Source organism: Vescimonas sanitatis (assembly GCF_049060325.1).
GTDB lineage: Bacteria > Bacillota > Clostridia > Oscillospirales > Oscillospiraceae > Vescimonas > Vescimonas sanitatis.
This window is the reverse complement of record NZ_JBMGPW010000002.1, coordinates 56,802-78,499: the sequence shown is the minus strand read 5'-3', so window position 1 is coordinate 78,499 and position 21,698 is coordinate 56,802. Positions and strand designations below refer to the sequence as shown.

Sequence of the window (21,698 nt, the reverse complement as noted above, 5' to 3'; positions counted from 1 at the left end):
TTCTTTCCTGTTTTCTTCCTGTTCTGCGTCGCTTTCCGTTATCCCCGCTGCCGCACAGCCTCGTACAGCAGTATGGCCGCCGCCGCGCTGGCGTTCAGTGAGGATATCTTTCCTTTCATGGGGATGCTCACCAGAAAATCGCAATTCTCCGCCGCCAGGCGGGTCATGCCCGTCCCCTCGGAGCCGATGACAATGGCCGCCGGCCCCTTCAGATCGGCATTGTACAGCGTGGTATTCCCGTCCGCCGCCGTGCCGAACACCCACACGCCCTGCTTTTTCAGGTCCTTCAGCAGCGCCGGGATGTTGGGCACCCGCGCCACCGGGATATAGCTCACCGCGCCGGCGGAGGTCTTTGCCACGATGGCCGTCAGCCCCGCGCTGCGCCGCTTGGGAATGACGACCCCATGGGCCCCGGCGCACTCGGCGGTACGCAGGATCGCGCCCAGGTTGTGGGGGTCGGATATCTCGTCGCACACCACCAGCAGCGGCGCCTCGCCCTTGTCGGCGGCGGACTGCAGGATCTGCTCCACCGTGGCGTACTCCCGCACGGCCGCCAGAGCGATGACCCCCTGGTGGGCATGGGTGCGGCTCATGGCGTCCAGCTTCCGCCGGTCGGCGTCCACCACCACGATACCCGCGGCGCGGGCCTTGGAGGCGATGTGCCCCAGCGTCTTATCCGTCTCGCCCTTGGCGATGTAAATTTTATCGATGGCCGTCTCCGTCCGCAGGGCCTCGATGACCGCGTTGCGGCCCTCGATGATGCCGTCCGCCTCGGCGTCGGGCAGCGGCCGTCTGTTCTCGGTGTCCTTTATCTCTCTCATGGGGCATACCTCGCGATCCATATAATTGTCACCAGTATACCACATCCTTTCGTCAATATAAAGGCACATTCATAGAAATTTTACAGGAAAACCCTCTGCCTTTGCCTTGAGACTTTCGGGCAGGTGTGGTATACTGATTAGAAATTATATTCCCCTCACAAGTCAAACGGAGGATAAATATATGGCCAATAACAACAGCAGCAACAATAACAACCGCGGCGGCAAGAACGGCAAAAACGGCGGTTTCCGCGGCGTTCTCACGCTGATCGCGTGGGCACTGGTGCTGACGGTGGCGTTCCAGTATTTCAACGCCTACAACAACAACGCCGCCAATAAGAGCACCAGTCACGAGATCAAATACAGCGACATGATCTCCATGATCGAAAAGGATCAGGTGAAGGAGATCCTGTTCAAGGACAGCACCATCTACGTCACCCCCGTGGACGGCTACGTCTTCACCGAGGAGGTCACTTCCGGCAGCAAGACGGAGACAAAAACCTACACCCAGTCCAAGGACTCCGGCCTGACGCTGTACACCGTGTACCTCTCCAACGCCGACCTGCTCCCCCTGCTGGAGGAGCACAATGTGGCCTATACCGGCTTCTATGAGGCCGAGATGAGCCCCTTCCTGATGATCATGATCCAGTATATTCTGCCCACCATCTTCATCGTGGGCGCGTTCATGCTGGTCATGCGTCTGATGAGCAAATCCGGAGGCGGCGGCTTCGGCGGCATCGGCAGTGTGGGCAAGGCCAATGCCAAGGTCTACATGGAGAAGTCCACCGGCGTCACTTTCAAGGATGTGGCCGGTCAGGACGAGGCCAAGGAGTCGCTGGAGGAGATCATCGACTTCCTTCACAATCCCGGCAAATACACCGCCATCGGTGCCAAGCTGCCTAAGGGCGCGCTGCTGGTGGGTTCCCCCGGCACCGGCAAGACCCTGCTGGCCAAGGCTGTGGCCGGCGAGGCCGGCGTCCCCTTCTTCTCCATCTCTGGTTCCGACTTCGTGGAGATGTTCGTTGGCGTGGGCGCCAGCCGCGTCCGCGACCTGTTCAAGGAGGCCGCCAAGGTCGCTCCCTGCATTATCTTCATCGATGAGATCGACACCATCGGCAAATCCCGCGATGGCAGCCGCTTTGGCGGCAACGATGAGCGCGAGCAGACGCTGAACCAGCTGCTGGCCGAGCTGGACGGCTTTGACCCCAGCAAGGGCGTCATCGTGCTGGGCGCCACCAACCGCCCCGAGGTACTGGACAAGGCGCTGCTGCGCCCCGGCCGCTTCGACCGGCGCATCACCGTGGACCGGCCCAACCTGGCCGGCCGTCTGGCCACCTTGCAGGTACACACCCGCAATATCCGCCTGGCCGAGGACGTGAACCTGGAAAAGATCGCCCAGGCCACCGCCGGCTGCGTGGGCGCCGACCTGGCCAATCTGGTGAACGAGGCCGCCCTGCGTGCCGTGCGCAAGGGCCGCCGGGCCGTAAATCAGGACGATCTGCTGGTGTCCTTTGAGCTGGTCATCGCCGGCAGCGAGAAAAAGGGCACCGTCATCACCGAGGCGGAAAAGCGCATTATCGCTTACCACGAGGTGGGCCACGCGCTGGTGGCGGCCAAGCAGAAGAATGCCCAGCCCGTCAGCAAGATCACCATCGTCCCCCACACCCAGGGTGCGCTGGGCTACACCCTGCACCTGCCGGAGGAGGAAAAGTTCCTCATGTCCCGCGAGGACATTCTGACCGAGATCCGTACCCTGCTGGCCGGACGCTCCAGTGAGGAGGTGGTGTGCAACACCATGACCTCCGGCGCCGCCAACGACATCGAGCGCGCCACGGAGATGGCCCGGAACCTGGTGGCACGCTTCGGTATGTGCGACGAGTTCGACATGATGGCCCTGGGCAGCGTCCAGAGCCAGTATCTGGACGGCGGCTACTCCATGACCTGCGCCCAGGAGACCTACGCCGCAGCCGACCGCGAGACCATCAAGATCCTGCGCCAGTGCCACGAGGAGGCCAAGCAGATCCTTCGGGAAAACCGGGAGCTGCTGGATAAGATCGCCGCCTATCTGCTGAAGAAGGAGACGATCACCGGCCAGGAGATGATGGCCATCATCGAGGGCCGTGACCCGGAGACCGTGGACAACTACGGCGCCAGCAAGAGCAGCCAGCCCGCCTTCCGGCCCAGCGTACCGGAGACCATCGAGGCCCCCGCCAGACACATCAACATCGTGTCCGAGCCCATCCCCATGCCGAACTACGATGAGAAGCCGGAGGATAAGGACCCGGAAGGCACCCCCGCCGAAGACAAACCGGCGGAGCACGCGGACGGCGACCCCGAATAAATGCACAGCAGCCCTGCGGCAGCGCCGCAGGGCTGTTTTCTTTTTCAGTTTTCCGGCAGGTCCCGCACCCGTTCGCACAGCAGCGGCAGCGCCTTTTCAAACTCCACGCCGTACCACCCGGCCTGCGGGTCCCGCGCCGTGGCGTCGATACAGGCCAGCACAAATTCCACCGCCAGCGAAGCCGCCTGCTCCAGCGTCATGCCCCGCATGAGCCCGCCGGTGACAACGGCGGCAAAAATATCCCCCGTGCCGTGGAAGGAGGCCGGGTTCCGCGGGCCGAGACAGGTAAAATATGTCTCCGCGCCGCTGTCATAGCCCATAGCGCCCAGCTTATCCGGCGCAAAGGACACCCCGGTGAGGATCACCTTCTTCGCCCCCAGCGCGGCCACCCCCCGCAGCAGCTCACGGGCAAAGCCCTCGTCCACCTCCTCCCGGTAAAGTGTACCGGTCAGCAGACAGGCCTCCGTGATATTGGGCAGCGCCACGTCCGCCCGAGCCGTCAGGCGGGCCATCGCCGCCGGGAAAGCGCCGTCAAACCCGCTGTACAGCTTCCCGTGGTCCGCCATGGCCGGGTCCACGATCAGCAGCGTATCCGGGCTCTTCACCGCGTCGAAAAAATCCATCACCTGCTGCACCTGGGGCGCGGAGGCGATGTAACCGGTATAGAGCGCGTCAAAATGCACCTGCTGGGACCGCCAGTGATCGGCGATGGCCGGCAGCTGGTCGCTGAGATCCCGGCTGACAAAGCCCGGGAATGCCGTGTGGGCGCTGAGCACCGCCGTGGGCACGATGGCGCACTCCACCCCCATGGCGGAGATCACCGGCAGCGCCACCGTCAGCGAGCACCGCCCCAGACAGGAAATGTCCTGTATGGACGCTATTCGTTTCATAGAGCCGCCTCCTGTTCATCATACCAAAAAGGGAGAGGCACATGAATATGTGTCTTTCCCTTTTTGGTGCGGGCGGCGGGACTCGAACCCGCACGCCTGTTGGCAATGGAACCTAAATCCATCGAGTCTACCAATTCCACCACGCCCGCATATCCACGCCGTATTGTAGCACACTTCACGTCGGCGTGCAAGGAATGTTTTGCCTTTCCCCTCCACCCTATGCTATACTGTCATCAACAGTACACGAAAGGATGGTGCCCCATGAGCGAAAATGCCCTCGCCTTGGCGCGTCAGCACGCGCCCTGCTACATTTACTCCCGCGAGATCCTTACCGCACAGGCAGAGACTCTCCACAGGACCTTCCCCGGCTTTGATATTCTGTTCTCCGTGAAGGCCAACCCCTTCCCACCGGTAATACGGCACCTTGCGGCGCTTGGCATCGGCGCGGATGCGGCCAGTGCGGGTGAGGTCTGCCTGGCCGCGGAATGCGGGATCGCGCAGGAGGATATCTACTTCTCCGCCGCCGGAAAAAGTGATCGTGCACTGGCCGCCGCGTGGGATAACTGCCATCTGATCGCCGATTCTATCGGCGAGGTGCGGCGAATCGCCGCTATGGCCGCTGCCCGCGGCGAGACAAAGACCATCGGCCTGCGCGTGAACCCCGCTTTCAGTATGGACGGCAGTACGGGCGGAACGTCCAAGTTCGGCATCGACGAGTCCGATCTCCCGGCACTGAAAATCCTGCTGCAAACGCTGCCGGTAGCCGTCTGCGGCCTCCATATTCACCTGCGCTCCCAGAACCTCTCCGCGGACACTCTCGCCCGCTACTACAAAAATTGCTTCGCGCTGGCCCTCCGCGTCCGCGATATTCTGGACTGTGCCATCGAGTATATCAACTTCGGCGGCGGAGTAGGCATCGTTTACGACCCGGCGTGCCAACCGCCGCTGAACATGAGCACCTTGAAGCAATGTGCACAGGCCGTAGCAGAGGAAAACGCCCGTACCCTCCGCGCACGGCTGCTGGTGGAGTCCGGGCGGTTTCTGACAGCACAGGCGGGAACGTACTATCTGCCTGTGGTAGACAAAAAGACGTCCCACGGCACCACCTATGTCATCGTAGAAAACTGTCTCAACGGCTTCCAGAAGCCCTCTCTTGCCGCCATGCTGCGTAACGCCGCCGGAGAAGGCCCCCTTGCGCCTCAGGAACCTCTGTTTACCGGCGAGACCTCCTTCCCCATCACCGCCCTGCCTGCGGAGGATACCGGCATCACCGAGACCGTAGACATCGTAGGAAACCTCTGCTGCGCCGCGGACGTGCTGGCTAAGAACTTCACCGGTCCGGCGCTGGCGGTGGGAGATCTTGTGGCCGTGGGGAACACCGGGGCCTACGCCAGAACACTGTCGCCGCTGCTGTTTTCCTCCCACGACGTCCCTGCGGAATTCTTGATCTGAAAAACAGGGCAGCCCGTTGGGCTGCCCTGTTTTCTTATTTCTCCCGTCTGATGGGCCGGATATACTTGAAGTACTGCCCCGGCACAAAATAGAAATACGTCTTGACGCCCTGTTCACTTTTGACCATACCGATCTCTCCCAATCCAAAGATATAGCGATCGAAGGGATGGATGCGGGTGCGGAGCACTACGGGGCGGGGCCGGCGGCGGTAAACACCGGGGGTAACGCCGTAGAGCGCCTTGAAGGCGCGGGTAAAGGCCTCCTGCCCGGAAAAGCCGTAGTCCAGCGCGATGTCCAGCAAAGGCCGGTCGGTATCGCGCACTTCCTTCAGGGCAAAGGCCAGGCGCCGCTGGTGCAGGTAGGTACGCAGGGACATACCCGCGATCTCGCGGAATTTATGGGTGGCGTGGTACTCAGAATAGTGCAGACGTGCCGCCAGCGCCCGCAGTGTCAACGCCTGATCGTCCCGGCGCATAATGGCGTCGTCCATCTCATTGACGACGGTCTGGATCATCTGCTGCCATTCGTACATAGGCTTGCTCCCTTCTCTCGCTGTGAACAGAATACACCCTTTCCGCCCCAAATGTTTGATATGAGTTGCTGTTAAAACAGGGACGGCTCCCGCCGTCCCTGTCCGCTTATTCCACTTCAGCAGCCTCCGCCGGCTCCTCCTGCCCCTGCTTGGGCAGCTGCTCGGGCCACTTGGCCCAGGTCTGGCGGATATAGGGGATCATCTGATCCCGGGGCATATCCAGTGCCGCGGCCAGCTCGCCGTAGAGCTGGTCCTCAGCCCGCTTGAGATAGCGCTCATCCATCTGGCTGACCTTCTTACCATGGCGCAGGGCCCACGCCCGCTTGCGGCAGATACCGTGGATCATGGCGGCCAGCTCGGCGCAGTCACAGCGGAGCACCAGCTGGTGGTAGAAATCCTTGGCAGCACGCATACCGCGCTCGGCGGGCTTCTGCTCCGGCAGGGCCGGCAGCGCAGCGATCAGCTCCAGCGCACAGTCTCGGCTGATGATGGGGCGCATGAGGACAGTGGTGTCCACAGGAGTCATAACGGTGCCGCCGCGGTACAGGGGAGAGAGATGATAGTAGACCTTGTCGCCGCCGTCATAGGCCAGACCGGATGGCCCTATGGACTCCACCCGGCAGACGCCCTCGCCGCCGTATACCACCAGATCACCCGCTGCAAACATCACACACGCTCCTTATCCGCAACATACATACACATATATACACAAAAAGGCACATGGCACACGACCATGCGTTCCCCTTTTGCTCACCATTACCTGACATCAGTATAACATATTCTGACGAAAAATGTAAGCACAAATTTTACCGTGACTGTCGATTTTCCCGGAAAGTTGTGATACAATGCAGGAAAACTTTTGCGAGGTGCAGCCATGAAAAAACCTGTCATCCATCCCTCCGCCTTTGTGGCGGACAACGCCACCGTCCGGGGCAGCGTGACCCTGGGCGCCAACAGCAGCGTGTTCTTCGGCGCGGTGCTGCGGGGCGACCGGGCGCCGATCACCATCGGTGCGGGCACGAATATCCAGGATAACTGTGTGGTGCACGTGGACTACGACCATCCGGTGACGGTGGGCGAAAACGTAACGGTGGGCCACGGGGCCATTCTCCATGGGTGCACCGTGGGTGACAACACCCTCATCGGCATGGGCGCCATCGTGCTGAACGGCGCGAAGGTCGGCAGCAACTGCCTGATCGGCGCGGGGGCGCTGGTACCGCAGAACGTGGAGATACCGGACGGGTCTTTGGCCTTCGGCTCCCCCGCCAAGATCAAAGGCCAGCTGGACGAAGCAGCCATTGCCGAGCTGCGGCAGGCGGCGCTGGACTACCAGAAGGAGGCCATGGCATACAAGGCCGAGCAGGAACAATAAAAATATGCGCTCCGACCAAGAGCCGGTGCGCATGGATGAAAAGCGGCCCCCGGCACAGCCGGGGGCCGCTGACCGTTTAGACGACGGCAAAGAACTTGATGATAAACAGCAGGGAAATAATGTAGGTCAGGACAGACACATCCTTGGCACGGCCGGAGAACACCTTGATCACGGTGTAGGAAATCATGGCAATACCGATTCCGTGGCCGATGGAGCCGGAGATGGGCATGGCCAGCAGCATCAGGAACACGGGGACCACCTGGTCCAGATCGTCGAAATCCACGTTCTTCAGGCCCTGGAGCATCAGGATGCCCACGTAGATCAGGGCGGAGGAGGTAGCGGCAGCGGGAATGACGGCCGCCACGGGCGCGATGAACATACAGGCCAGGAACATGAACGCGGCGGTCAGGCTGGTCAGGCCGGTGCGGCCGCCGGCCTCCACGCCGGAGGCGGACTCCACGAAGGTGGTAACGGTGGAGGTGCCGCAGCAGGCGCCGGCCACGGTGCCCACGGCATCGGACAGCAGGGCCTCCTTCATGTTGGGCATATTGCCGTCCTTGTCGGTCATGCCGGCGCGGGAGGCCGTACCCACCAGGGTGCCGATGGTGTCGAACATATCGATCATGCAGAAGGTGATGATCAGGCTGATCGCTGTGAACCAGCCGATATTAAAGAAGTCGGTGAAGTCAAATTTGAACAGCGTGGTCTCCACCATGTCGTGGAAAGGCGGCAGGAAGGACGCGCCCTCCAGCGAGGCAAAGGGGTTGGTACCCAGGAAGATAAAGCAACCGGCCCAGTAGATCACGGAGGCTACCAGCATACCCACCAGCACAGCGGCCTTGACGCCCTTCTTGGCCAGCAGGATGATGACAAACAGACCGATGAACATGGTGATAACAGTCAGGACCATCTGGCTGTACTCGGCACCCATGTGGTCCTTGATCACGCTGGGGGTCATGGCGCCGAAGAAGTCACGCATGACATAGAAGGGGGAGGTATAGCCATTGCCCTCGGCATAGATGCCCACGTTGGAGCCCAGGCCGATGTTCATCAGCATAAGGCCGATGGCGGGACCGATACCCAGACGGACGCCCAGAGGAATGGCGTGAACGATCTTGTCGCGGATATTGAATACGCTCAGCAGCAGGAAAACGATACCCTCCACCAGAATGATGCACAGCACCGCCTGGAAGGCGCTGGTGTAGTCGGTGTTCAGCATGGCGGCCACATTGCCGGCGATGACGGCGAAGAAGCTGTTAAGTCCCATACCCGGCGCCATGACAAAGGGCTTGTTGGCGAGGAAGGCCATGACCACGGTGCCGATGGCGCTGGCGATGCAGGTGGCCAGAAAGACACCGTTCCACAGCGGAGTGCCCACGGCAAAGTTGGTCAGCAGGTTGGGGTTCAGGGCGATGATGTAGGCCATCGTCATGAACGTGGTGAGACCGGCCAGGATCTCCGTCTTGACGGAGGTGCCGTTCTCTTTCAGATGAAAGATACGCTCCATGTGATTCTCTCCTTTACAAAATGCTGCGCGCCCTCCGGCGCAAGTATCATCTTAACGCTTTTTAACAGGAAAAACAAGACTTTTTGTCAGGCCTGCTGAATTTTTTTCAGATGTCAGTCAAAAAAAGCGCCCCCGGCGTGGCCGAGGGCAAGGAGGTGGGGGTGCCTCCTTCTGTTCTCAGGGGGCTGCGTCAGCCGGGGTATAACTGACACGATGCTGATGAGATAGCAGCATGGGGTGCCGACCGGGACAGGTCAGCCTTCCGTCCGCATCCGGGGGCGCATGACAGGGGCGCTTTTTTCAGGGAAGCTTATTGGGCCGCGCGATCGGCCTGAATGAGCAGCTTCAGCGCCTCCACGCCCACCTGAACGGCGGAGGTAGTGTCCTCGCTCATATCCTGGTCCAAGCCGGCCTTTTCACGCTCCTGGTTCCAGACCACATGGAAGCAGCTGCCGCAGCGGCAGTTCAGGGCATCGGCCACCACAAAGAGGGCGGCGGACTCCATTTCACTGGCCTTGACGTGCAGGCGCTTCCAGGCCTCCCATTTGTTGAGCAGCTCATAGGATACCGGCATACGCTCGGGGCTGTGCTGGCCATAGAACGCGTCCTTGCACTGAACGACGCCTACCTGGGTGCGCTTACCCAGCGCCTTGGCCGCCTGGACCAGTGCGGTGGTGACCTCGAAGTTCGCCACCGCGGGGTACTCGATGGGGGCATATTCCCGGCTGGTATGCTCAAAGCGGATCGCGCCGGTGGCGACCACCACGTCGCCGCTGCGGACATCCAGCTCGATTCCGCCGCAGGTCCCTACGCGGATAAACGTGTCAGCGCCGATGTTGTGCAGCTCCTCCATGGCGATGGAGGCGGAGGGCCCGCCGATACCGGTGGAGCAGACAGAGACCTTCTCCCCCAGCAGTGTACCGGTATAGATGGTGTACTCACGGTTCTGAGAAACAAAGTGCGCATCGTCGAACAGCTCGGCGATCTTGGCACAGCGGCCGGGGTCACCGGGAAGAATAACATAGCGGCCCACGTCGCCCTCGGCGCAGTGGATATGATACTGCTTTTCCAGTTCCTGCATGATACATCGTCCTCCATCTATGTTCAAGTCGTTATGTCCTAAGCAAATAACACGGTTCATAATCAAACATTTACCCATCGCTGAGGTAGAAAAAATCATATCATGGTTTTTCGGAAAATGCAATACTTCCGCCACAAAAGATACGGCTTTCCTGTACAAATGATGCAAAAGGCAAAAAGTGTCGGGGCTATAAAACCGCCCGCGGCAAAACCTACGTTTGGCGGCGGCTGTTCTCCGCGCATGTGCGCGTGTTTTTGCGCGGATCGGCCGACGCATATGGGAAAAGGAGGAAAAAGATATGACAGATCGACTCGCTGCACTGGCGGCGGCAGTGATGCTGGCGGTGACGCTGGCGGCCTGCGGCGCGGCAGACGACAAGGCAAACGGCACCGCGCCGGACACCACACCCAACGGCAGCATCACCACGCAGCCGGACACCAACGGCACGGACACCGGCAGCGCCAAAGATGACCTGAACGGCGGCCACAGCGAAAGCGGCCGGGCGGATGAGGACGGACAGATGGACGGCACCGCGGAGACGCGGCGGTACGACCGGGCACTGGCAGCGTCGCTCAGTCAGCTGATCCTAAACCGGATCGGCGAATGACAAAAGCGCGGCGGGCATCGTGTGCCCGCCGCGCGGTTTTTAACGGCAGGACTTGCATTTTTCAAAAAATGGGATATTATATAGGTGAAAAACGTCCCCGCCCCCTTTTTTCGTCCTCTGAACGGCGAACGCGGGGCACGGAACAAAATTTACGCCGCAGTGGGCGGCAGAGAAAAGAAGGTTTTTTCTATGACAAAGATCGACATCGTTTCCGGATTCTTGGGCGCAGGTAAGACGACCCTTATCAAGAAGCTGCTGGCCGAGGCCTTCCCCGGCGAGAAGCTGGTACTGATCGAAAACGAGTTCGGTGAGATCAGCATTGACGGTGGGTTCCTGAAGGACTCCGGCGTGCAGATCAGTGAAATGTCCTCCGGGTGCATCTGCTGCTCTCTGGTGGGCGACTTCAACAAGGCGCTGAAGGACGTACATGAGCAGTTCCACCCTGACCGCATCCTCATCGAGCCCAGCGGCGTGGGCAAGCTCAGCGACGTGATCGTGGCGGTGGAGAACACCGTGAAGGACGTACCGGACATGAAGCTGAACAGCTTTGTGACCGTAGCGGACGCCACAAAGGTCAAGATATACATGAAGAACTTCGGCGAGTTCTACAACAACCAGATCGAGTCCGCCGGTACCATCATCCTCTCCCGCACCCAACGGCTGAGCCAGGAGAAGCTGGAGGCCGCCGTGGCGCTGCTGCGGGAGAAGAACCCCAATGCCGCCATTCTCACCACACCCTGGGACCAGCTGGATGGCATGACCATTCTCAGCGCCATCGAGAAGGTCTCTCTGGCGGACGAGCTGCTGGCGCATATGCGCGCCGAGCACGAGGCGGATGAGGCGGAGCACGAGCATGAGCATCACCATCACCACCATGACGAGGATGAGCACGATCATGACCATTGCTGCCATCACCATGACCACGATGATGACGATGACGACGACCACGACCATGAGCACTGCTGCCATCATCACCACGATGAGGACGAGCATGACCACGATCATCACCACCATCACCACGACGGCGAGGAATGCGATGATCCCCACTGCGGCTGCCACCATCACCATCATCACGCCGACGAGGTATTCACCAGCTGGGGCACGGAGACGGTGAAGGCCTACTCCGAAGCGGAGCTGGAGCACATCCTGACGGCGCTGGACAGCGGCGAATACGGCGCGATCCTGCGGGCCAAGGGTATCGTGGCTGCCGCCGACGGCGGCCAGTGGCTGCACTATGACTTTGTGCCCGAGGAGCACCAGGTGCGGCGCGGTCCGGCGGACTACACCGGCCGTATCTGTGTGATCGGCTCCCAACTGAAAGAGGATAAGCTCTCTCAGCTGTTCGGACTGTAAGGAGCGGCTGACATGGATATTCCTGTTTATCTTATTGCCGGATTTCTGGACGCCGGTAAGACCGAATTCATCAACGGCATCCTGCGGGACGGTTTCGCCGCCGAGGATCGGACGCTGCTGCTGTGCTGCGAGGAAGGTGAGAACGGCTATGATCCCAAGGTGCTGGGCAACGTATTCACCTATACCGTGGAGGACGAGGACCAACTGACGCCCGACTTTCTGAAAAAGCTGGAAAAGCAGTACCGGCCCAAGCAGGTCATCGTGGAGTACAACGGCATGTGGAGCATGGAGAAGCTGTACCGCGAGGGGCTGCCCGCCAACTGGATCCTGTACCAGATCATGTGCCTGGTGGACGCCACGACCTTCGAGATGTATTTGAAGAACATGGGGCAGCTGATGATGGAGAAGATCACCAACTGCGATATGCTGATCTTCAACCGCTGCAATGAGCAGCTGCGCGCCCAGCTTCGCAGCCGCAACCTGCGGATGGCCAACCGTCGGGCGGATATCTATCTGGAAAACGAGGACGGCACCAGCGAGGAGTACGTCACGCCGGAGATGTCGCCCTTCGACCTGACCGGCGGCAAGCTGGAGGTGCCGGACGAGGACTACGGCATCTGGTATGTGGACATGATGGACAACCCGGGACGCTACGAGGGCGTGGAGGTGTCCTTCAGGGCGCTGATGTGCCACTCCAAAAAGTTCAAGGGCGTGCACTGCCCGGGGCGCTTCGCCATGGTGTGCTGCGACAAGGATATGCAGTTCCTGGCCTTGGTGTGCCGCGGCGAAGGGCTGGAGCAGTATAAGGACAAGCAGTGGGTGAAGATACACGCCACAGTGAAGAAGGAGGCCTGTGACGCCTATCAGGGCGAAGGCCCCGTGCTGTACGTCACCTCCATCGCCGCCACCACCAAGCCGGACCCGGAGATGGTGTCCTTCTGATCGCGATCTGTATATTTTCACCGCACAATTGCAGCGTGTATAGAAAAAGACCCGCCGATGGCGGGTCTTTTCAACTTGTTTCGGCCTCAGCGGACCAGCTGGATGGCGGCGGGGAGGTTTTCGATCTCCACGCGGGGCGCACTGGGGCAGTATTCACCGTCCAGGGACCAGGGGAGGTTCTCCTCCGTGGTCAGGGTGACGCGCCGGACATGGCGCAGTATCACGCCGGGATAGTCGTACTGCATACGGGTCATGGCGGTAATGAGGTTCTGCAGATCCAGTGCCGTCTTTGGCATACGGAGCAGCAGCAGTTCGAATTTTCCGTCGTCCATCCGTACACGGGAGGGATCCAGCTTCACTAGGCCGCCCAAGGAGGTGGAATTGCACACAGCGCCGAAAATGAACTCCCCCTCAAAGCGCTCACCATCGGCTTCCACCGCGCAGCGGTAGGGCCGCAGGGAGTCCAGATCGCCCAGCCCCTCCAGAATGTAGGCAAAATGGCCCAGGGCGTTCTTGGCCGCCTGGGTAGCGGAGTAGGAGGACCGGGTAAAGGCTCCAAAGGAGGCCACATAGGCGAAATAGCGGTCGTTATGCCTCCCCACGTCCAGGGGGCAGGGCGTGCCGGTGGCGGCCGCCTCTGCCGCGGCGGGCAGCATGGTGTGAAGATGCAGGCTCATGGCAAAGTCGTTGGTGCTGCCGCAGGGCAGATAGCCCAGCAGGGGCCGCTGCTCCAGCTGCATAAGCCCGGATAGCGTCTCGTTCAGCGTGCCGTCGCCTCCGGCACAGACCACCATGTCGTACTGTCCGCCCCACCGTGCGGTGATATCGCGGGCCTGGCCGCCCGCCTCGGTGATATAGACCCGTACCAGATAGCCGGCACGGGAGAACTGCGCCACGGCATCGAACAGCGGGGCGCGGGATTTTGTCTTTCCCGCACGGGGATTGACGATAAACAAGAGCTTTTTCATAGGGACACCCTTCCATACCATCGTAATTCTCGCATTTTGCGCGGGGTTGTCCGAGTATGATACCACAGTTGCGGCGGGATTGCAATACACATTCCGCCGCGGGTGTTTGTGTTCGAAAATTGTTGCAAAACGCCGCGTATACGGGTATGATAGAAAAAACAGCAGTGGGAGGTCCTGCCATGAAGCGAACGCAGTATTTCAAATGGGGGCTGACGGCCTTTTTGACCGTATGTGCCGTGCTGGTGTTCTACGACACCTTCTATCAGGCGGGAACGCTGCAGCAGTTCGTGTCCAAGCTGGCATCCATCCTGGCGCCGGTGCTGTATGGCTTCGCCATCGCCTATCTGCTGACGCCCATCATGTCCTGGCTGGAACGAGCCATTGCGGCGCTGTGGAAAAAGCTCTTCAAAAAAGAGCTGAAGCAGCCGTCGGGCGCGCTGCGGCTGGTGAGCATCCTGTTGACCGAGGCCGTGGTCATCTTCCTTCTGTACCTGCTGATGAGCGTGCTGGTGCCCCAGGTGCTGGACAGCGTGACCACCCTCATCAACAACGCAGAGTCCTACTACCGCAAGGTCTATCGCTGGGCCAACGACCTGCTGGAGAGCGACAGTGGGATCGGTGTCTGGCTGGCGGGGCTCATCACCGAGCGCTATACCGACGGCATGGCCTTTTTGACCGACAAGGTGCTGCCCTGGGCCCAGAAGGCCATTGTGCCGCTGACCAACGGAATTTGGAGCGGCATCCGCGGCGCGGTGGGCTTTGCCTTTGACCTGATCGTGGGCATCATCGTGTCCATCTATCTGATGGGCATGAAGGAGAAGAGCCTGGCTCGCTGCTGCAAGGCGGTCTACGCCGCGCTGCCGGAGGAAAATGCCGACGCGGTCATGCGCGGCACGCGGCGGGTGAACGCCATCTTCTCCGGCTTTGTCCGCGGCAAGCTGCTGGACTCCCTCATCATCGGCATCCTGTGCTTTATCTGCTGCTCCATCCTGAAAATGCCCTACACCCCGCTGGTCAGCGTGGTGGTGGGCGTGACCAACGTGATCCCCTTCTTCGGGCCCTTCCTGGGCGCGGTGCCGTCGGCATTCCTGATCCTGCTGGTCAGCCCCAAGCAATGTCTGGTGTTCGTGATCTTCATCGTGATCCTCCAGCAATTTGACGGCAACATCCTGGGGCCCAAAATTCTGGGCGACGCCACGGGCATCTCCAGCTTCTGGGTCATCGTGGCCATCCTGGTGGGCGGCGGCTTCGCCGGCGTGCTGGGTATGTTCATCGGCGTGCCGGTGTTCGCCTGCATACAGGAACTGCTGAAATTCCTGATGGACCGCCGGCTGCGGAAGCGGAATATGCCCACGGAGGCCTACGCCTATGTGGGTCGGGCCAAGGATTCCCCGCCGGAGGATACGCCCGCGCCCGAACCCAAAGATCCCGCGTGATATGGCAGGCAGGCGGGCACGCAGCCCGCCTGCCTTTTCTTTGAAAGGAGCACCTCCATGACAAAAGACCTCTACGATAAGCTGATGGTCTTCGGCAACGACCGGGAGCCGTTTCTCACCCACAACTTTATGCGGACCACCGACCTGGACGACGGTACCGCCACCGTGACGCTGCCCATGCACACCGAAAGTCTGAACCGCTGGGGCGGCGCCCACGGCGGCATCCTGTTCTCGCTGTGCGATGTGGCCATGGGCATGGCCATTATGACGCTGCGGCAGGAGATGGTGGTCACGGTGAACTCCACCATCGATTATCTGTCCGCCGCGGCCGCCGGCAGCACCCTGACCACCGTGGGCAAGGTGGACCGCCTGGGCGGCAAGCTGGCCTTCTGTTCCGCCGAGATGACCGACGAAACCGGCAAGGTCATCGTCCGCGCCCACTGCGTCATGTGCTTCACCGGCAGGGCCCTGCCCCTATGAGCCGCCGCGCCCTGTGCCGCTGGTGTATTGCGCTGGCGGTGTTCTTTGCCGCGTATTTCGCCCTGCGCACCAGCCGCACGGCCATGACTGCCCTGTGGTACGGCGCCGTGCTGCCGGCGGAGCAGTGGCTGGGGCGGCTGTGTGGAAGGTTGACGCTCTCCGTAGGTGAGGTCCTGATCTTGACGGCGGTGTTCTGCGCCATACTGTGGCTGGCCAACGTACCCCGGCGCATCATCGCCGCGCGGGGCCGCCGTTGGGGCATGGCCCTGCGCCTGACGCTGACAGCGGCGCTGGCGGCAGCCACGGTGTATGCCGGCTTCTGCCTGACCTGGGGCATCGGGTACAACACTGACGGCTTTCAGGAGAAAAGCGGCATCCATGCCCGGCCTTCCACGGCGGAGACGCTGGCGGAGGTAACGGCCTATTTTGCCGGCAATCTGGCCGCCTGCGCCGATGACGTCCCCAGAGATGAAAGCGGTGTCTGCACGCTGGACCGGCAGGCGGTGCTGAACCGGAGCGCCTCCGCGCTGGATGTGCTCTGCGGCGAGTTCCCGTTCCTGCGGGCGGAAACGGGCGGTGCCAAGGGCTTCGGCTGCTCCCGGGCGCTGAGTGCCCTGCGCTTCACCGGGTTCTACTTCCCCTTCACCGGCGAGCCGAACGTCAACATGGACAGTCCGGCGGCCTTTCTGCCGGCCACTGTATGCCATGAGCTGGCGCACCAGCGGGGCATCACGGCGGAGGAGGAGTGCAATTTCATCGGCATACTGGCCGCTGTCCGGTCAGAGGACGCAGGGTACCGCTACTCCGGCTGGCTGACGGGGTTCGGGTATCTGTCCAACGCCCTGTACAGCGCTGACCGGGAGGCGTGGCAGACCATACGGGACGCACTGCCGGACACGGTGGTGGCCGACCTGCGGGCGGACAACGCCTACTGGGCGCAGTTTCGCGGCGTCGTCTCAAAGGTCTCGGACACCGTGTATGACGGCTTTCTCAAGAGCAACGGCGACACGGACGGCAGCAAGAGCTACGGCGTGGTCACGGACCTGCTGGTGGCCTATTTCGGATAAAAAATATTCCCTTAGGCCAGTTGGCCTAAGGGAATATTTTTTATTGGTCCGTTTGATCCGGCGAAGCCTCCGGGCAGTCTATTGGGATCATCCTATGCTCATACGCTCCAGCACGATAATATGATACAGCTCTTCCGCATTGGACGCATCGGCAGATTGCCCCCAGTGCGTTTGCAGCCCTATCCGAAGCGTCTCCCCGTCCGGCGTATGCCAGAGCAGCGCCGATGCGTAGACATTGCCGTTTTCATCGGATCGCATTTCGACCTCTACATCCGTTCCCGGCTGCGCCCTCCCGTTGACAACGGGAAATGTCGTCTCATAGCGCCCGTCGCCGGTGCGGAGGGTGACCTTGCCGTTTTCCAGACATACGCTCCCATATATCATGCCGTCCCGGTAGTCATCGGCGACATACACAGCGTCTCCCTCACTGATCCATACGCTTTTGCAGACGCCCTGCGTATAGGCCGCCCGATACTGTCTGACATCATGGATATCCGTGGGCCATCTTACTCCGTCCACGGTCCACTTTTCTTTCCACGTTGAAAATTTCAGATTGTTAAGGCCCTCCGCCCTGCTGTCGCATACAAGCCAGTGGTAGGTATGTTCATCGCCGTGCCTTTGAGTATACCGCCATGACGTATCATCCCAATCAACAGAGGGATCTCCACTCTCATACTTGCTGTACCAGATATGCAGGTTTCTCCCCAGCTTAAAGATATCCACCGCATCATTAATGGCACCCAGCGTTTCCCCGTCATAATCGATGTCCCGGTAGTAGGTATAAAGCTCGTCCTTGCGCACCATATCGCTGTAGGAAGCGTCGTAGGGCAGCAGCACGTCGTAGTAATACGGTTCTATGACCTCCTCGCAGAGCTGCCGCATCATGGGATCCAGCGCCAGCGCCTCCAGACCTGGGATGTCCTCCTCCAGCAGCGCCTCGCTGACCGCGTCCAGATAGGCGCACTGCTCCGCCGTCAGCGCGGCGCGGGGCGTGTTGTCCGTCACGGCGGCGCCCCAGCACGACAGGCCGATGGCCACCGCCGCGGCCCCGGCCACCAGCATGGCCGGAAGACTGCGGCGCTTCTTCTGCGGCGGCGCGGTGTCGTCGCGGGATATCTCGTTCCCCGGCGCGGCCCACTCCCGCGGCGGCGCGGAGAACTCCGGCCTCGGCGGAGAAAATTCCGCGGGTGCCGGTGAAAATTCCTTGTCGTTCATGGCTTACTCCCGATCCAGCTCCACCCTGTGGACGGGGCAGGAGAGCCCCTCCTCCTCAAAGGCCATGAACAGCGTGCGGTTCAGCAGGCGCTGCGCCTTGTAAATGTTCTCCTCGTGTGTCTCACCCGCCACGCGGATCACAACGGCGCGATTTTCATAGTCCAGCGTCTGCACACCCAGATAGGCCGGGGCCTTGCTGAACAGGTCGGGGTGCTCCCGGTTCAGCTTCGGCAGCACCTCGCCCAGCACCTTCTCCGCCCGCGCCAGACTCTCCTTGTCATAGGGGACCGCCATGTCGCACACGGCAAAGGACAGGTCGTTGGATCGGTTGATCAGACTGCGGATATCGGAGTTGTTGATGATCTTCACGTTTCCGCCGGAGTCCATGATCTGCGTGGTACGGATGCCGATTTGTGTGACCGTGCCGCGGAAGTCGCCCACCACGATGATGTCGCCCACCTCGTACTGGTGCTCAAACAGCATGAACGTACCGGTGATCACGTCGGCAATCAAGCTCTCCGCACCGAAGCCGATGATCAGCGCCAGCACGCCGGCGCCGGCCAGCAGCGCCCGCACATCCACGCCCACGATAGACAGCGCCCACAGCAGCCCCACGATGATCAGCAGATATCGGATAGCGCTGTCCGCCAGCGTGAACACGGTCTTGCCGTGGTTGCTGCTGGGCGACACTCTCTGAAATACGGCTCTGGCCGCCGCCGAAAACAGCACCAACCCGGAAAACAGTATGATCAGCTGTGTGCCGATGTTCCAGATCTGCGTAAACAGGCCCGCGGGCACGGGCACCGCCGCCCGCGCTGCCAGGGCCGCCGCCAGCAGCACAGCGGCCAACCACGGCAGCACCTTTCCCGGTTTCTTTTTCATCTCGTTTTTTTCGTTTTCCATGATGTATTTCTCCCGTTTTTTATCCATATGATAAGCAGAAATTTAGCAAAACTTCTACATACACAGAATACACCGCCTTGTCGAATGTGTCAATATATCGCGCGAAATATCCGAATATTTTGCCCTTTTTGCGCGAAAAACACCCGCCCTGCGTTATGCAGGGCGGGCGCTTTTCTATCACGGTTTACAGGCCCAGGCCGGGGATGTTCAGTCCGCCGGTGAGTGAGCTCATGGAGTTGTTCATGGCATCATCTGCCTGCCGAAGTGCCTCATTTACCGCAGAAATGACCAGATCCTGCAACATTTCCGCGTCCTCCGGGTCGATGACATCGGGCTTGATGGTCAGCTTGGTCAGCTCCTTTTTGCCGGTGACCACGGCGGTGACGGCGCCGCCGCCCACCGAGGCGGCAAACTCCGTTTTTTCAACTTCTTCCTGCGCTTTTGCCATATCCTGCTGCATTTTCAGCAGTTTTTGCTGCATCTGCGCCTGCTGCTGCATCATCCCGGCACCGCCGGTAAAGCCCCTGCGGGCGCTATATCCCTTTGCCATATTCGTTTCTCCTTTATATCGATCTGTTCATTTTGCCAGTGTAAACTATCGGACATCTTATGTGCAGCATCGGTCTACCCATGTGTAATACCGATGCGCTCTTTGTGTAACATTGGTGTGCTCCATGTGAGACACCGGTGCGCTCAGCATGAACTGTCGGCTTATTTGATGCGAAAATTGTCCAGCTGTTTGGCGTTTTCCACCAACTCGTCCAGCTTGTCCCTGTGGGGAGCCGGCACCTCCCAGGGCGGCAGATCCGGCGGAGCGGGCGGCGCCTCCTCCGGCAGGGGCGGGCGCTCATAGTCGTCCGCCGGCGGGGTGGGTTCGGGCCGGGGCGCGGGGCGGACCGGGGCGTGCCGCACGGGCACGGCGGAGCCGCCGCCTACGGTGAACTGCACCCGGACGGGACGGCCCACATGGCGGCTGGTGACGCCGCAGAGCACGTCCTCGATGGCCTTGCGGCTGAGCTGCTGCTTCACCAGATCGTTGGCACAGGAAACGGTGAGCACATCCCCCTCCAGCGTACCTGTCGCCTGGTTCAGCCATACCCGGTCGGGGATGGTCAGCGGGCCTTTATAGTGCTCGATAAGCGCGGCCCAGACCTGGCTGTCACCGCCGGCAGCGGGCGCCGCCGGGGCGCTCTCCGGCGCAGGCGCCGCGGGTGCGGGGGCCATGGGGACCGGTGCGGGTTCCGGTGCGGGAGATGTCTCCTGCGGGATCGGAGGCACTTCACGCCGGGGCGGCGGAGTCGGCGCAGCCGCCGGACGGGCGGCGGGTCTTTCCGCCGGGACGACGCCCTTCTTCAAGGCGTCCTCCAGGGCGGAGACGCGGTCCGCCAGAGTCTCCGTGTCGTTGGAAAGGCTCTCGTCGCACAGACGCAGCAGGCACAGCTCGGCGTCCGTCCGCTGGCGGATGCTCCGGGGCAGGGCCGCGGCGGTGCGCTGGATGGTATCGGTCATATAGAGCAGGCGGCGCATGGGGACCTCCGCCGTCAGTTCAGAGAGGGTCTTGCGATCATACAGGCCGCCCAGCAGGGCGGCGCCGCCCTCCGGCGCGGCGGCCAGAACGGTCATGTCCCGGCAGAGATCGCTGAGCTCGCCCAGCAGCGCGCCCACATCCTTGCCGCCCCGGTACAGCTGGTCCAGCAGCGCCAAAGCGTCGCCCCCCTGACGCGCCAGGAGCAGGCGCATGAGCTGCACCGTCTGGGTGCTGCCGGCCAGTCCCAGCGTGTCCAGCACGCTGCGGCCGTCCACGACCGCGCCGGCGGCACGGCACTGGTCCAGCAGGCTGAGCGCGTCGCGCAGCGCACCGTTGGCCATGCGGGCCAGCAGGTCCGCCCCGTCCGGGGTCAGGTCGATGGCTTCGGCCTTCGCCACCTTCAGCAGCTGCTGCTCCATATCGTGGGGCAGGATGCGCTTGAAGTTGAACCGCTGGCAGCGGGAGAGTATGGTGGCCGGGACCTTCTGGATCTCGGTGGTGGCCAGAATAAACAGCAGGTGGGCGGGCGGCTCCTCCATGATCTTCAGCAGGGCGTTGAAGGCGTCGCGGGAGAGCATATGCACCTCATCGATGATGTAGACGCGCTTTTGCAGCACCGCCGGCGGGTAGACGGCCTCCTCCCGCAGGCTGCGGGCGTCGTTGACGCTGCCGTTGGAGGCGGCGTCCAGCTCCGTCACATCCAGCAGTGAACCGTCATCAATGCCGCGGCAGGCGGCGCACTGGTTGCAGGGCGCGCCGTCAATGGGGTGCTGGCAGTTGACGGCCTTGGCCAGAATACGGGCGCAGGTGGTCTTGCCGGTGCCGCGGGTACCGGTGAACAGGTAGGCGTGGCCCACCTGACCGTCGGCCACCTGGCGCTGGAGCGTATCGGTGATGTGCTGCTGGCCCACCACCTCGGAAAAGGTCTTGGGCCGGTATTTGCGGTACAGCGCCTGGTACATGGGCACACCTCCCTGCTGACAAACAAAATAAACGAGTCCTCCGCCGTGAGCCACAGGGCCGGCACCCTCGCGGCACATGGATGATCCCTCTTAATGCTGCTCGGTTCCCCGCCTGACATGATTCGTGGGTATCCATTGCGCGAGACCGGCCCCGCAGCTCACGGCGGAGGACAAGTTCGTGAGATACATTCTACTACAATTCTTCCGCGATGGCAACTGTTTTTTGCGTTTGCTTCGCGTTTGC

20 protein-coding genes, 1 tRNA gene and 1 other RNA gene are annotated in these 21,698 nt (G+C 61.4%); 9 read left to right on the top strand and 13 right to left on the bottom strand.

Going from position 1 to position 21,698, the window contains the following annotated elements:
- Nucleotides 1-38: 38 nt before the first annotated feature.
- Nucleotides 39-821, bottom strand: a complete 783-nt coding sequence (rlmB, locus tag ACOMDU_RS03270; RefSeq protein WP_421129013.1) for a 23S rRNA (guanosine(2251)-2'-O)-methyltransferase RlmB — start codon at nucleotides 819-821, stop codon at nucleotides 39-41.
- Between the two features lie 181 nt (nucleotides 822-1,002).
- On the opposite strand from rlmB, the gene ftsH reads away from it, so the two are divergent.
- Nucleotides 1,003-3,159, top strand: a complete 2,157-nt coding sequence (ftsH, locus tag ACOMDU_RS03265) for an ATP-dependent zinc metalloprotease FtsH (protein WP_421129011.1) — start codon at nucleotides 1,003-1,005, stop codon at nucleotides 3,157-3,159.
- Nucleotides 3,160-3,203: 44 nt separating this feature from the next.
- Here the strand turns inward: ftsH and ACOMDU_RS03260 are convergent, their stop codons facing one another.
- Together ACOMDU_RS03260 and ACOMDU_RS03255 are read right to left on the bottom strand one after the other, a co-directional pair.
- Nucleotides 3,204-4,049: a pyridoxamine kinase gene (locus ACOMDU_RS03260; RefSeq protein ID WP_421129010.1), complete on the bottom strand. Its 846-nt coding sequence runs from the start codon at nucleotides 4,047-4,049 to the stop codon at nucleotides 3,204-3,206.
- 64 nt (nucleotides 4,050-4,113) lie between these two features.
- Nucleotides 4,114-4,198 (bottom strand) — tRNA-Leu (locus ACOMDU_RS03255).
- Between the two features lie 112 nt (nucleotides 4,199-4,310).
- Between ACOMDU_RS03255 and ACOMDU_RS03250 the strand changes: the two genes are divergently transcribed.
- Entirely contained in the window at nucleotides 4,311-5,501 is a 1,191-nt protein-coding gene (locus ACOMDU_RS03250; protein ID WP_421129009.1) for a type III PLP-dependent enzyme domain-containing protein, read from the top strand.
- A gap of 34 nt (nucleotides 5,502-5,535) precedes the next feature.
- Here ACOMDU_RS03250 and ACOMDU_RS03245 read toward each other — a convergent pair whose 3' ends face one another.
- On the bottom strand, nucleotides 5,536-6,033 hold the full coding sequence (locus ACOMDU_RS03245) for a helix-turn-helix transcriptional regulator (RefSeq protein WP_421129008.1): 498 nt from the start codon (nucleotides 6,031-6,033) through the stop codon (nucleotides 5,536-5,538).
- Nucleotides 6,034-6,139: 106 nt separating this feature from the next.
- On the bottom strand, nucleotides 6,140-6,700 hold the full coding sequence (locus tag ACOMDU_RS03240; RefSeq protein WP_421129007.1) for a CarD family transcriptional regulator: 561 nt from the start codon (nucleotides 6,698-6,700) through the stop codon (nucleotides 6,140-6,142).
- Nucleotides 6,701-6,907: 207 nt separating this feature from the next.
- On the opposite strand from ACOMDU_RS03240, the gene ACOMDU_RS03235 reads away from it, so the two are divergent.
- Nucleotides 6,908-7,405, top strand: a complete 498-nt coding sequence (locus ACOMDU_RS03235; RefSeq protein WP_421129006.1) for a gamma carbonic anhydrase family protein — start codon at nucleotides 6,908-6,910, stop codon at nucleotides 7,403-7,405.
- 76 nt (nucleotides 7,406-7,481) lie between these two features.
- Here the strand turns inward: ACOMDU_RS03235 and ACOMDU_RS03230 are convergent, their stop codons facing one another.
- Nucleotides 7,482-8,912, bottom strand: coding sequence for an NCS2 family permease (locus ACOMDU_RS03230; RefSeq protein WP_421129005.1), 1,431 nt, complete (start codon nucleotides 8,910-8,912; stop codon nucleotides 7,482-7,484).
- 310 nt (nucleotides 8,913-9,222) lie between these two features.
- Nucleotides 9,223-9,993 carry a uridine phosphorylase gene (gene udp, locus ACOMDU_RS03225; protein WP_421129004.1) on the bottom strand — a complete coding sequence of 257 codons (771 nt, stop codon included), beginning with the start codon at nucleotides 9,991-9,993 and terminating at the stop codon, nucleotides 9,223-9,225.
- Between the two features lie 298 nt (nucleotides 9,994-10,291).
- Here udp and ACOMDU_RS03220 point away from each other — a divergent pair, with 298 nt between their 5' ends.
- The 3 genes from ACOMDU_RS03220 to ACOMDU_RS03210 all read left to right on the top strand — a co-directional run bounded on the left by ACOMDU_RS03220 (nucleotide 10,292) and on the right by ACOMDU_RS03210 (nucleotide 12,895).
- Nucleotides 10,292-10,600 (top strand): hypothetical protein, encoded by a 309-nt coding sequence (locus ACOMDU_RS03220; RefSeq protein WP_421129003.1) that lies wholly within the window; start codon nucleotides 10,292-10,294, stop codon nucleotides 10,598-10,600.
- Between the two features lie 189 nt (nucleotides 10,601-10,789).
- Entirely contained in the window at nucleotides 10,790-11,953 is a 1,164-nt protein-coding gene (locus ACOMDU_RS03215) for a CobW family GTP-binding protein (protein WP_022136094.1), read from the top strand.
- A 12-nt stretch (nucleotides 11,954-11,965) separates the two neighbouring features.
- Nucleotides 11,966-12,895, top strand: a complete 930-nt coding sequence (locus ACOMDU_RS03210) for a TIGR03943 family putative permease subunit (protein ID WP_421129002.1) — start codon at nucleotides 11,966-11,968, stop codon at nucleotides 12,893-12,895.
- An 86-nt stretch (nucleotides 12,896-12,981) separates the two neighbouring features.
- Here the strand turns inward: ACOMDU_RS03210 and ACOMDU_RS03205 are convergent, their stop codons facing one another.
- Nucleotides 12,982-13,863 carry a diacylglycerol/lipid kinase family protein gene (locus tag ACOMDU_RS03205; RefSeq protein ID WP_022136096.1) on the bottom strand — a complete coding sequence of 294 codons (882 nt, stop codon included), beginning with the start codon at nucleotides 13,861-13,863 and terminating at the stop codon, nucleotides 12,982-12,984.
- 179 nt (nucleotides 13,864-14,042) lie between these two features.
- On the opposite strand from ACOMDU_RS03205, the gene ACOMDU_RS03200 reads away from it, so the two are divergent.
- The 3 genes from ACOMDU_RS03200 to ACOMDU_RS03190 are packed head-to-tail and all read left to right on the top strand — an operon-like array spanning nucleotide 14,043 to nucleotide 16,846.
- Entirely contained in the window at nucleotides 14,043-15,299 is a 1,257-nt protein-coding gene (locus tag ACOMDU_RS03200; RefSeq protein ID WP_421129001.1) for an AI-2E family transporter, read from the top strand.
- 57 nt (nucleotides 15,300-15,356) lie between these two features.
- Nucleotides 15,357-15,779, top strand: a complete 423-nt coding sequence (locus ACOMDU_RS03195; RefSeq protein WP_421129000.1) for a PaaI family thioesterase — start codon at nucleotides 15,357-15,359, stop codon at nucleotides 15,777-15,779.
- Nucleotides 15,776-16,846 carry a DUF3810 domain-containing protein gene (locus ACOMDU_RS03190; protein ID WP_421128999.1) on the top strand — a complete coding sequence of 357 codons (1,071 nt, stop codon included), beginning with the start codon at nucleotides 15,776-15,778 and terminating at the stop codon, nucleotides 16,844-16,846. The genes ACOMDU_RS03195 and ACOMDU_RS03190 overlap by 4 nt, the downstream gene beginning before the upstream one ends.
- 87 nt (nucleotides 16,847-16,933) lie before the next feature.
- Here ACOMDU_RS03190 and ACOMDU_RS03185 read toward each other — a convergent pair whose 3' ends face one another.
- The 5 genes from ACOMDU_RS03185 to ffs form a co-directional block, all read right to left on the bottom strand.
- Nucleotides 16,934-18,061 (bottom strand): hypothetical protein, encoded by a 1,128-nt coding sequence (locus tag ACOMDU_RS03185; RefSeq protein ID WP_421128998.1) that lies wholly within the window; start codon nucleotides 18,059-18,061, stop codon nucleotides 16,934-16,936.
- A gap of 3 nt (nucleotides 18,062-18,064) precedes the next feature.
- Complete coding sequence (locus ACOMDU_RS03180; RefSeq protein WP_421128997.1) at nucleotides 18,065-18,964, bottom strand: mechanosensitive ion channel family protein; 900 nt, start codon at nucleotides 18,962-18,964, stop codon at nucleotides 18,065-18,067.
- Nucleotides 18,965-19,148: 184 nt separating this feature from the next.
- A complete protein-coding gene (locus ACOMDU_RS03175) occupies nucleotides 19,149-19,514 on the bottom strand; it encodes a YbaB/EbfC family nucleoid-associated protein (protein ID WP_421128996.1) in 366 nt (121 codons plus the stop codon).
- Between the two features lie 161 nt (nucleotides 19,515-19,675).
- Nucleotides 19,676-21,454 carry a DNA polymerase III subunit gamma/tau gene (dnaX, locus tag ACOMDU_RS03170; RefSeq protein ID WP_421128995.1) on the bottom strand — a complete coding sequence of 593 codons (1,779 nt, stop codon included), beginning with the start codon at nucleotides 21,452-21,454 and terminating at the stop codon, nucleotides 19,676-19,678.
- A gap of 52 nt (nucleotides 21,455-21,506) precedes the next feature.
- Nucleotides 21,507-21,606, bottom strand: an RNA gene (gene ffs / locus ACOMDU_RS03165) — signal recognition particle sRNA small type.
- Between the last annotated feature and the right edge of the window lie 92 nt (nucleotides 21,607-21,698).

Coding starts and splice junctions, on each gene's coding strand:
- ACOMDU_RS03250 (WP_421129009.1), top strand. CDS start 4,311: ATGAGCGAAAATGCCCTCGCCTTGGCGCGTCAGCACGCGCCCTGCTAC.
- ACOMDU_RS03215 (WP_022136094.1), top strand. CDS start 10,790: ATGACAAAGATCGACATCGTTTCCGGATTCTTGGGCGCAGGTAAGACG.
- ACOMDU_RS03220 (WP_421129003.1), top strand. CDS start 10,292: ATGACAGATCGACTCGCTGCACTGGCGGCGGCAGTGATGCTGGCGGTG.
- ACOMDU_RS03205 (WP_022136096.1), bottom strand. CDS start 13,863: ATGAAAAAGCTCTTGTTTATCGTCAATCCCCGTGCGGGAAAGACAAAA.
- ACOMDU_RS03260 (WP_421129010.1), bottom strand. CDS start 4,049: ATGAAACGAATAGCGTCCATACAGGACATTTCCTGTCTGGGGCGGTGC.
- ACOMDU_RS03175 (WP_421128996.1), bottom strand. CDS start 19,514: ATGGCAAAGGGATATAGCGCCCGCAGGGGCTTTACCGGCGGTGCCGGG.
- rlmB (WP_421129013.1), bottom strand. CDS start 821: ATGAGAGAGATAAAGGACACCGAGAACAGACGGCCGCTGCCCGACGCC.
- ACOMDU_RS03240 (WP_421129007.1), bottom strand. CDS start 6,700: ATGTTTGCAGCGGGTGATCTGGTGGTATACGGCGGCGAGGGCGTCTGC.
- dnaX (WP_421128995.1), bottom strand. CDS start 21,454: ATGTACCAGGCGCTGTACCGCAAATACCGGCCCAAGACCTTTTCCGAG.
- ACOMDU_RS03245 (WP_421129008.1), bottom strand. CDS start 6,033: ATGTACGAATGGCAGCAGATGATCCAGACCGTCGTCAATGAGATGGAC.
- ACOMDU_RS03180 (WP_421128997.1), bottom strand. CDS start 18,964: ATGGAAAACGAAAAAAACGAGATGAAAAAGAAACCGGGAAAGGTGCTG.
- ACOMDU_RS03190 (WP_421128999.1), top strand. CDS start 15,776: ATGAGCCGCCGCGCCCTGTGCCGCTGGTGTATTGCGCTGGCGGTGTTC.
- ftsH (WP_421129011.1), top strand. CDS start 1,003: ATGGCCAATAACAACAGCAGCAACAATAACAACCGCGGCGGCAAGAAC.
- ACOMDU_RS03195 (WP_421129000.1), top strand. CDS start 15,357: ATGACAAAAGACCTCTACGATAAGCTGATGGTCTTCGGCAACGACCGG.
- ACOMDU_RS03185 (WP_421128998.1), bottom strand. CDS start 18,061: ATGAACGACAAGGAATTTTCACCGGCACCCGCGGAATTTTCTCCGCCG.
- ACOMDU_RS03235 (WP_421129006.1), top strand. CDS start 6,908: ATGAAAAAACCTGTCATCCATCCCTCCGCCTTTGTGGCGGACAACGCC.
- udp (WP_421129004.1), bottom strand. CDS start 9,993: ATGCAGGAACTGGAAAAGCAGTATCATATCCACTGCGCCGAGGGCGAC.
- ACOMDU_RS03200 (WP_421129001.1), top strand. CDS start 14,043: ATGAAGCGAACGCAGTATTTCAAATGGGGGCTGACGGCCTTTTTGACC.
- ACOMDU_RS03210 (WP_421129002.1), top strand. CDS start 11,966: ATGGATATTCCTGTTTATCTTATTGCCGGATTTCTGGACGCCGGTAAG.
- ACOMDU_RS03230 (WP_421129005.1), bottom strand. CDS start 8,912: ATGGAGCGTATCTTTCATCTGAAAGAGAACGGCACCTCCGTCAAGACG.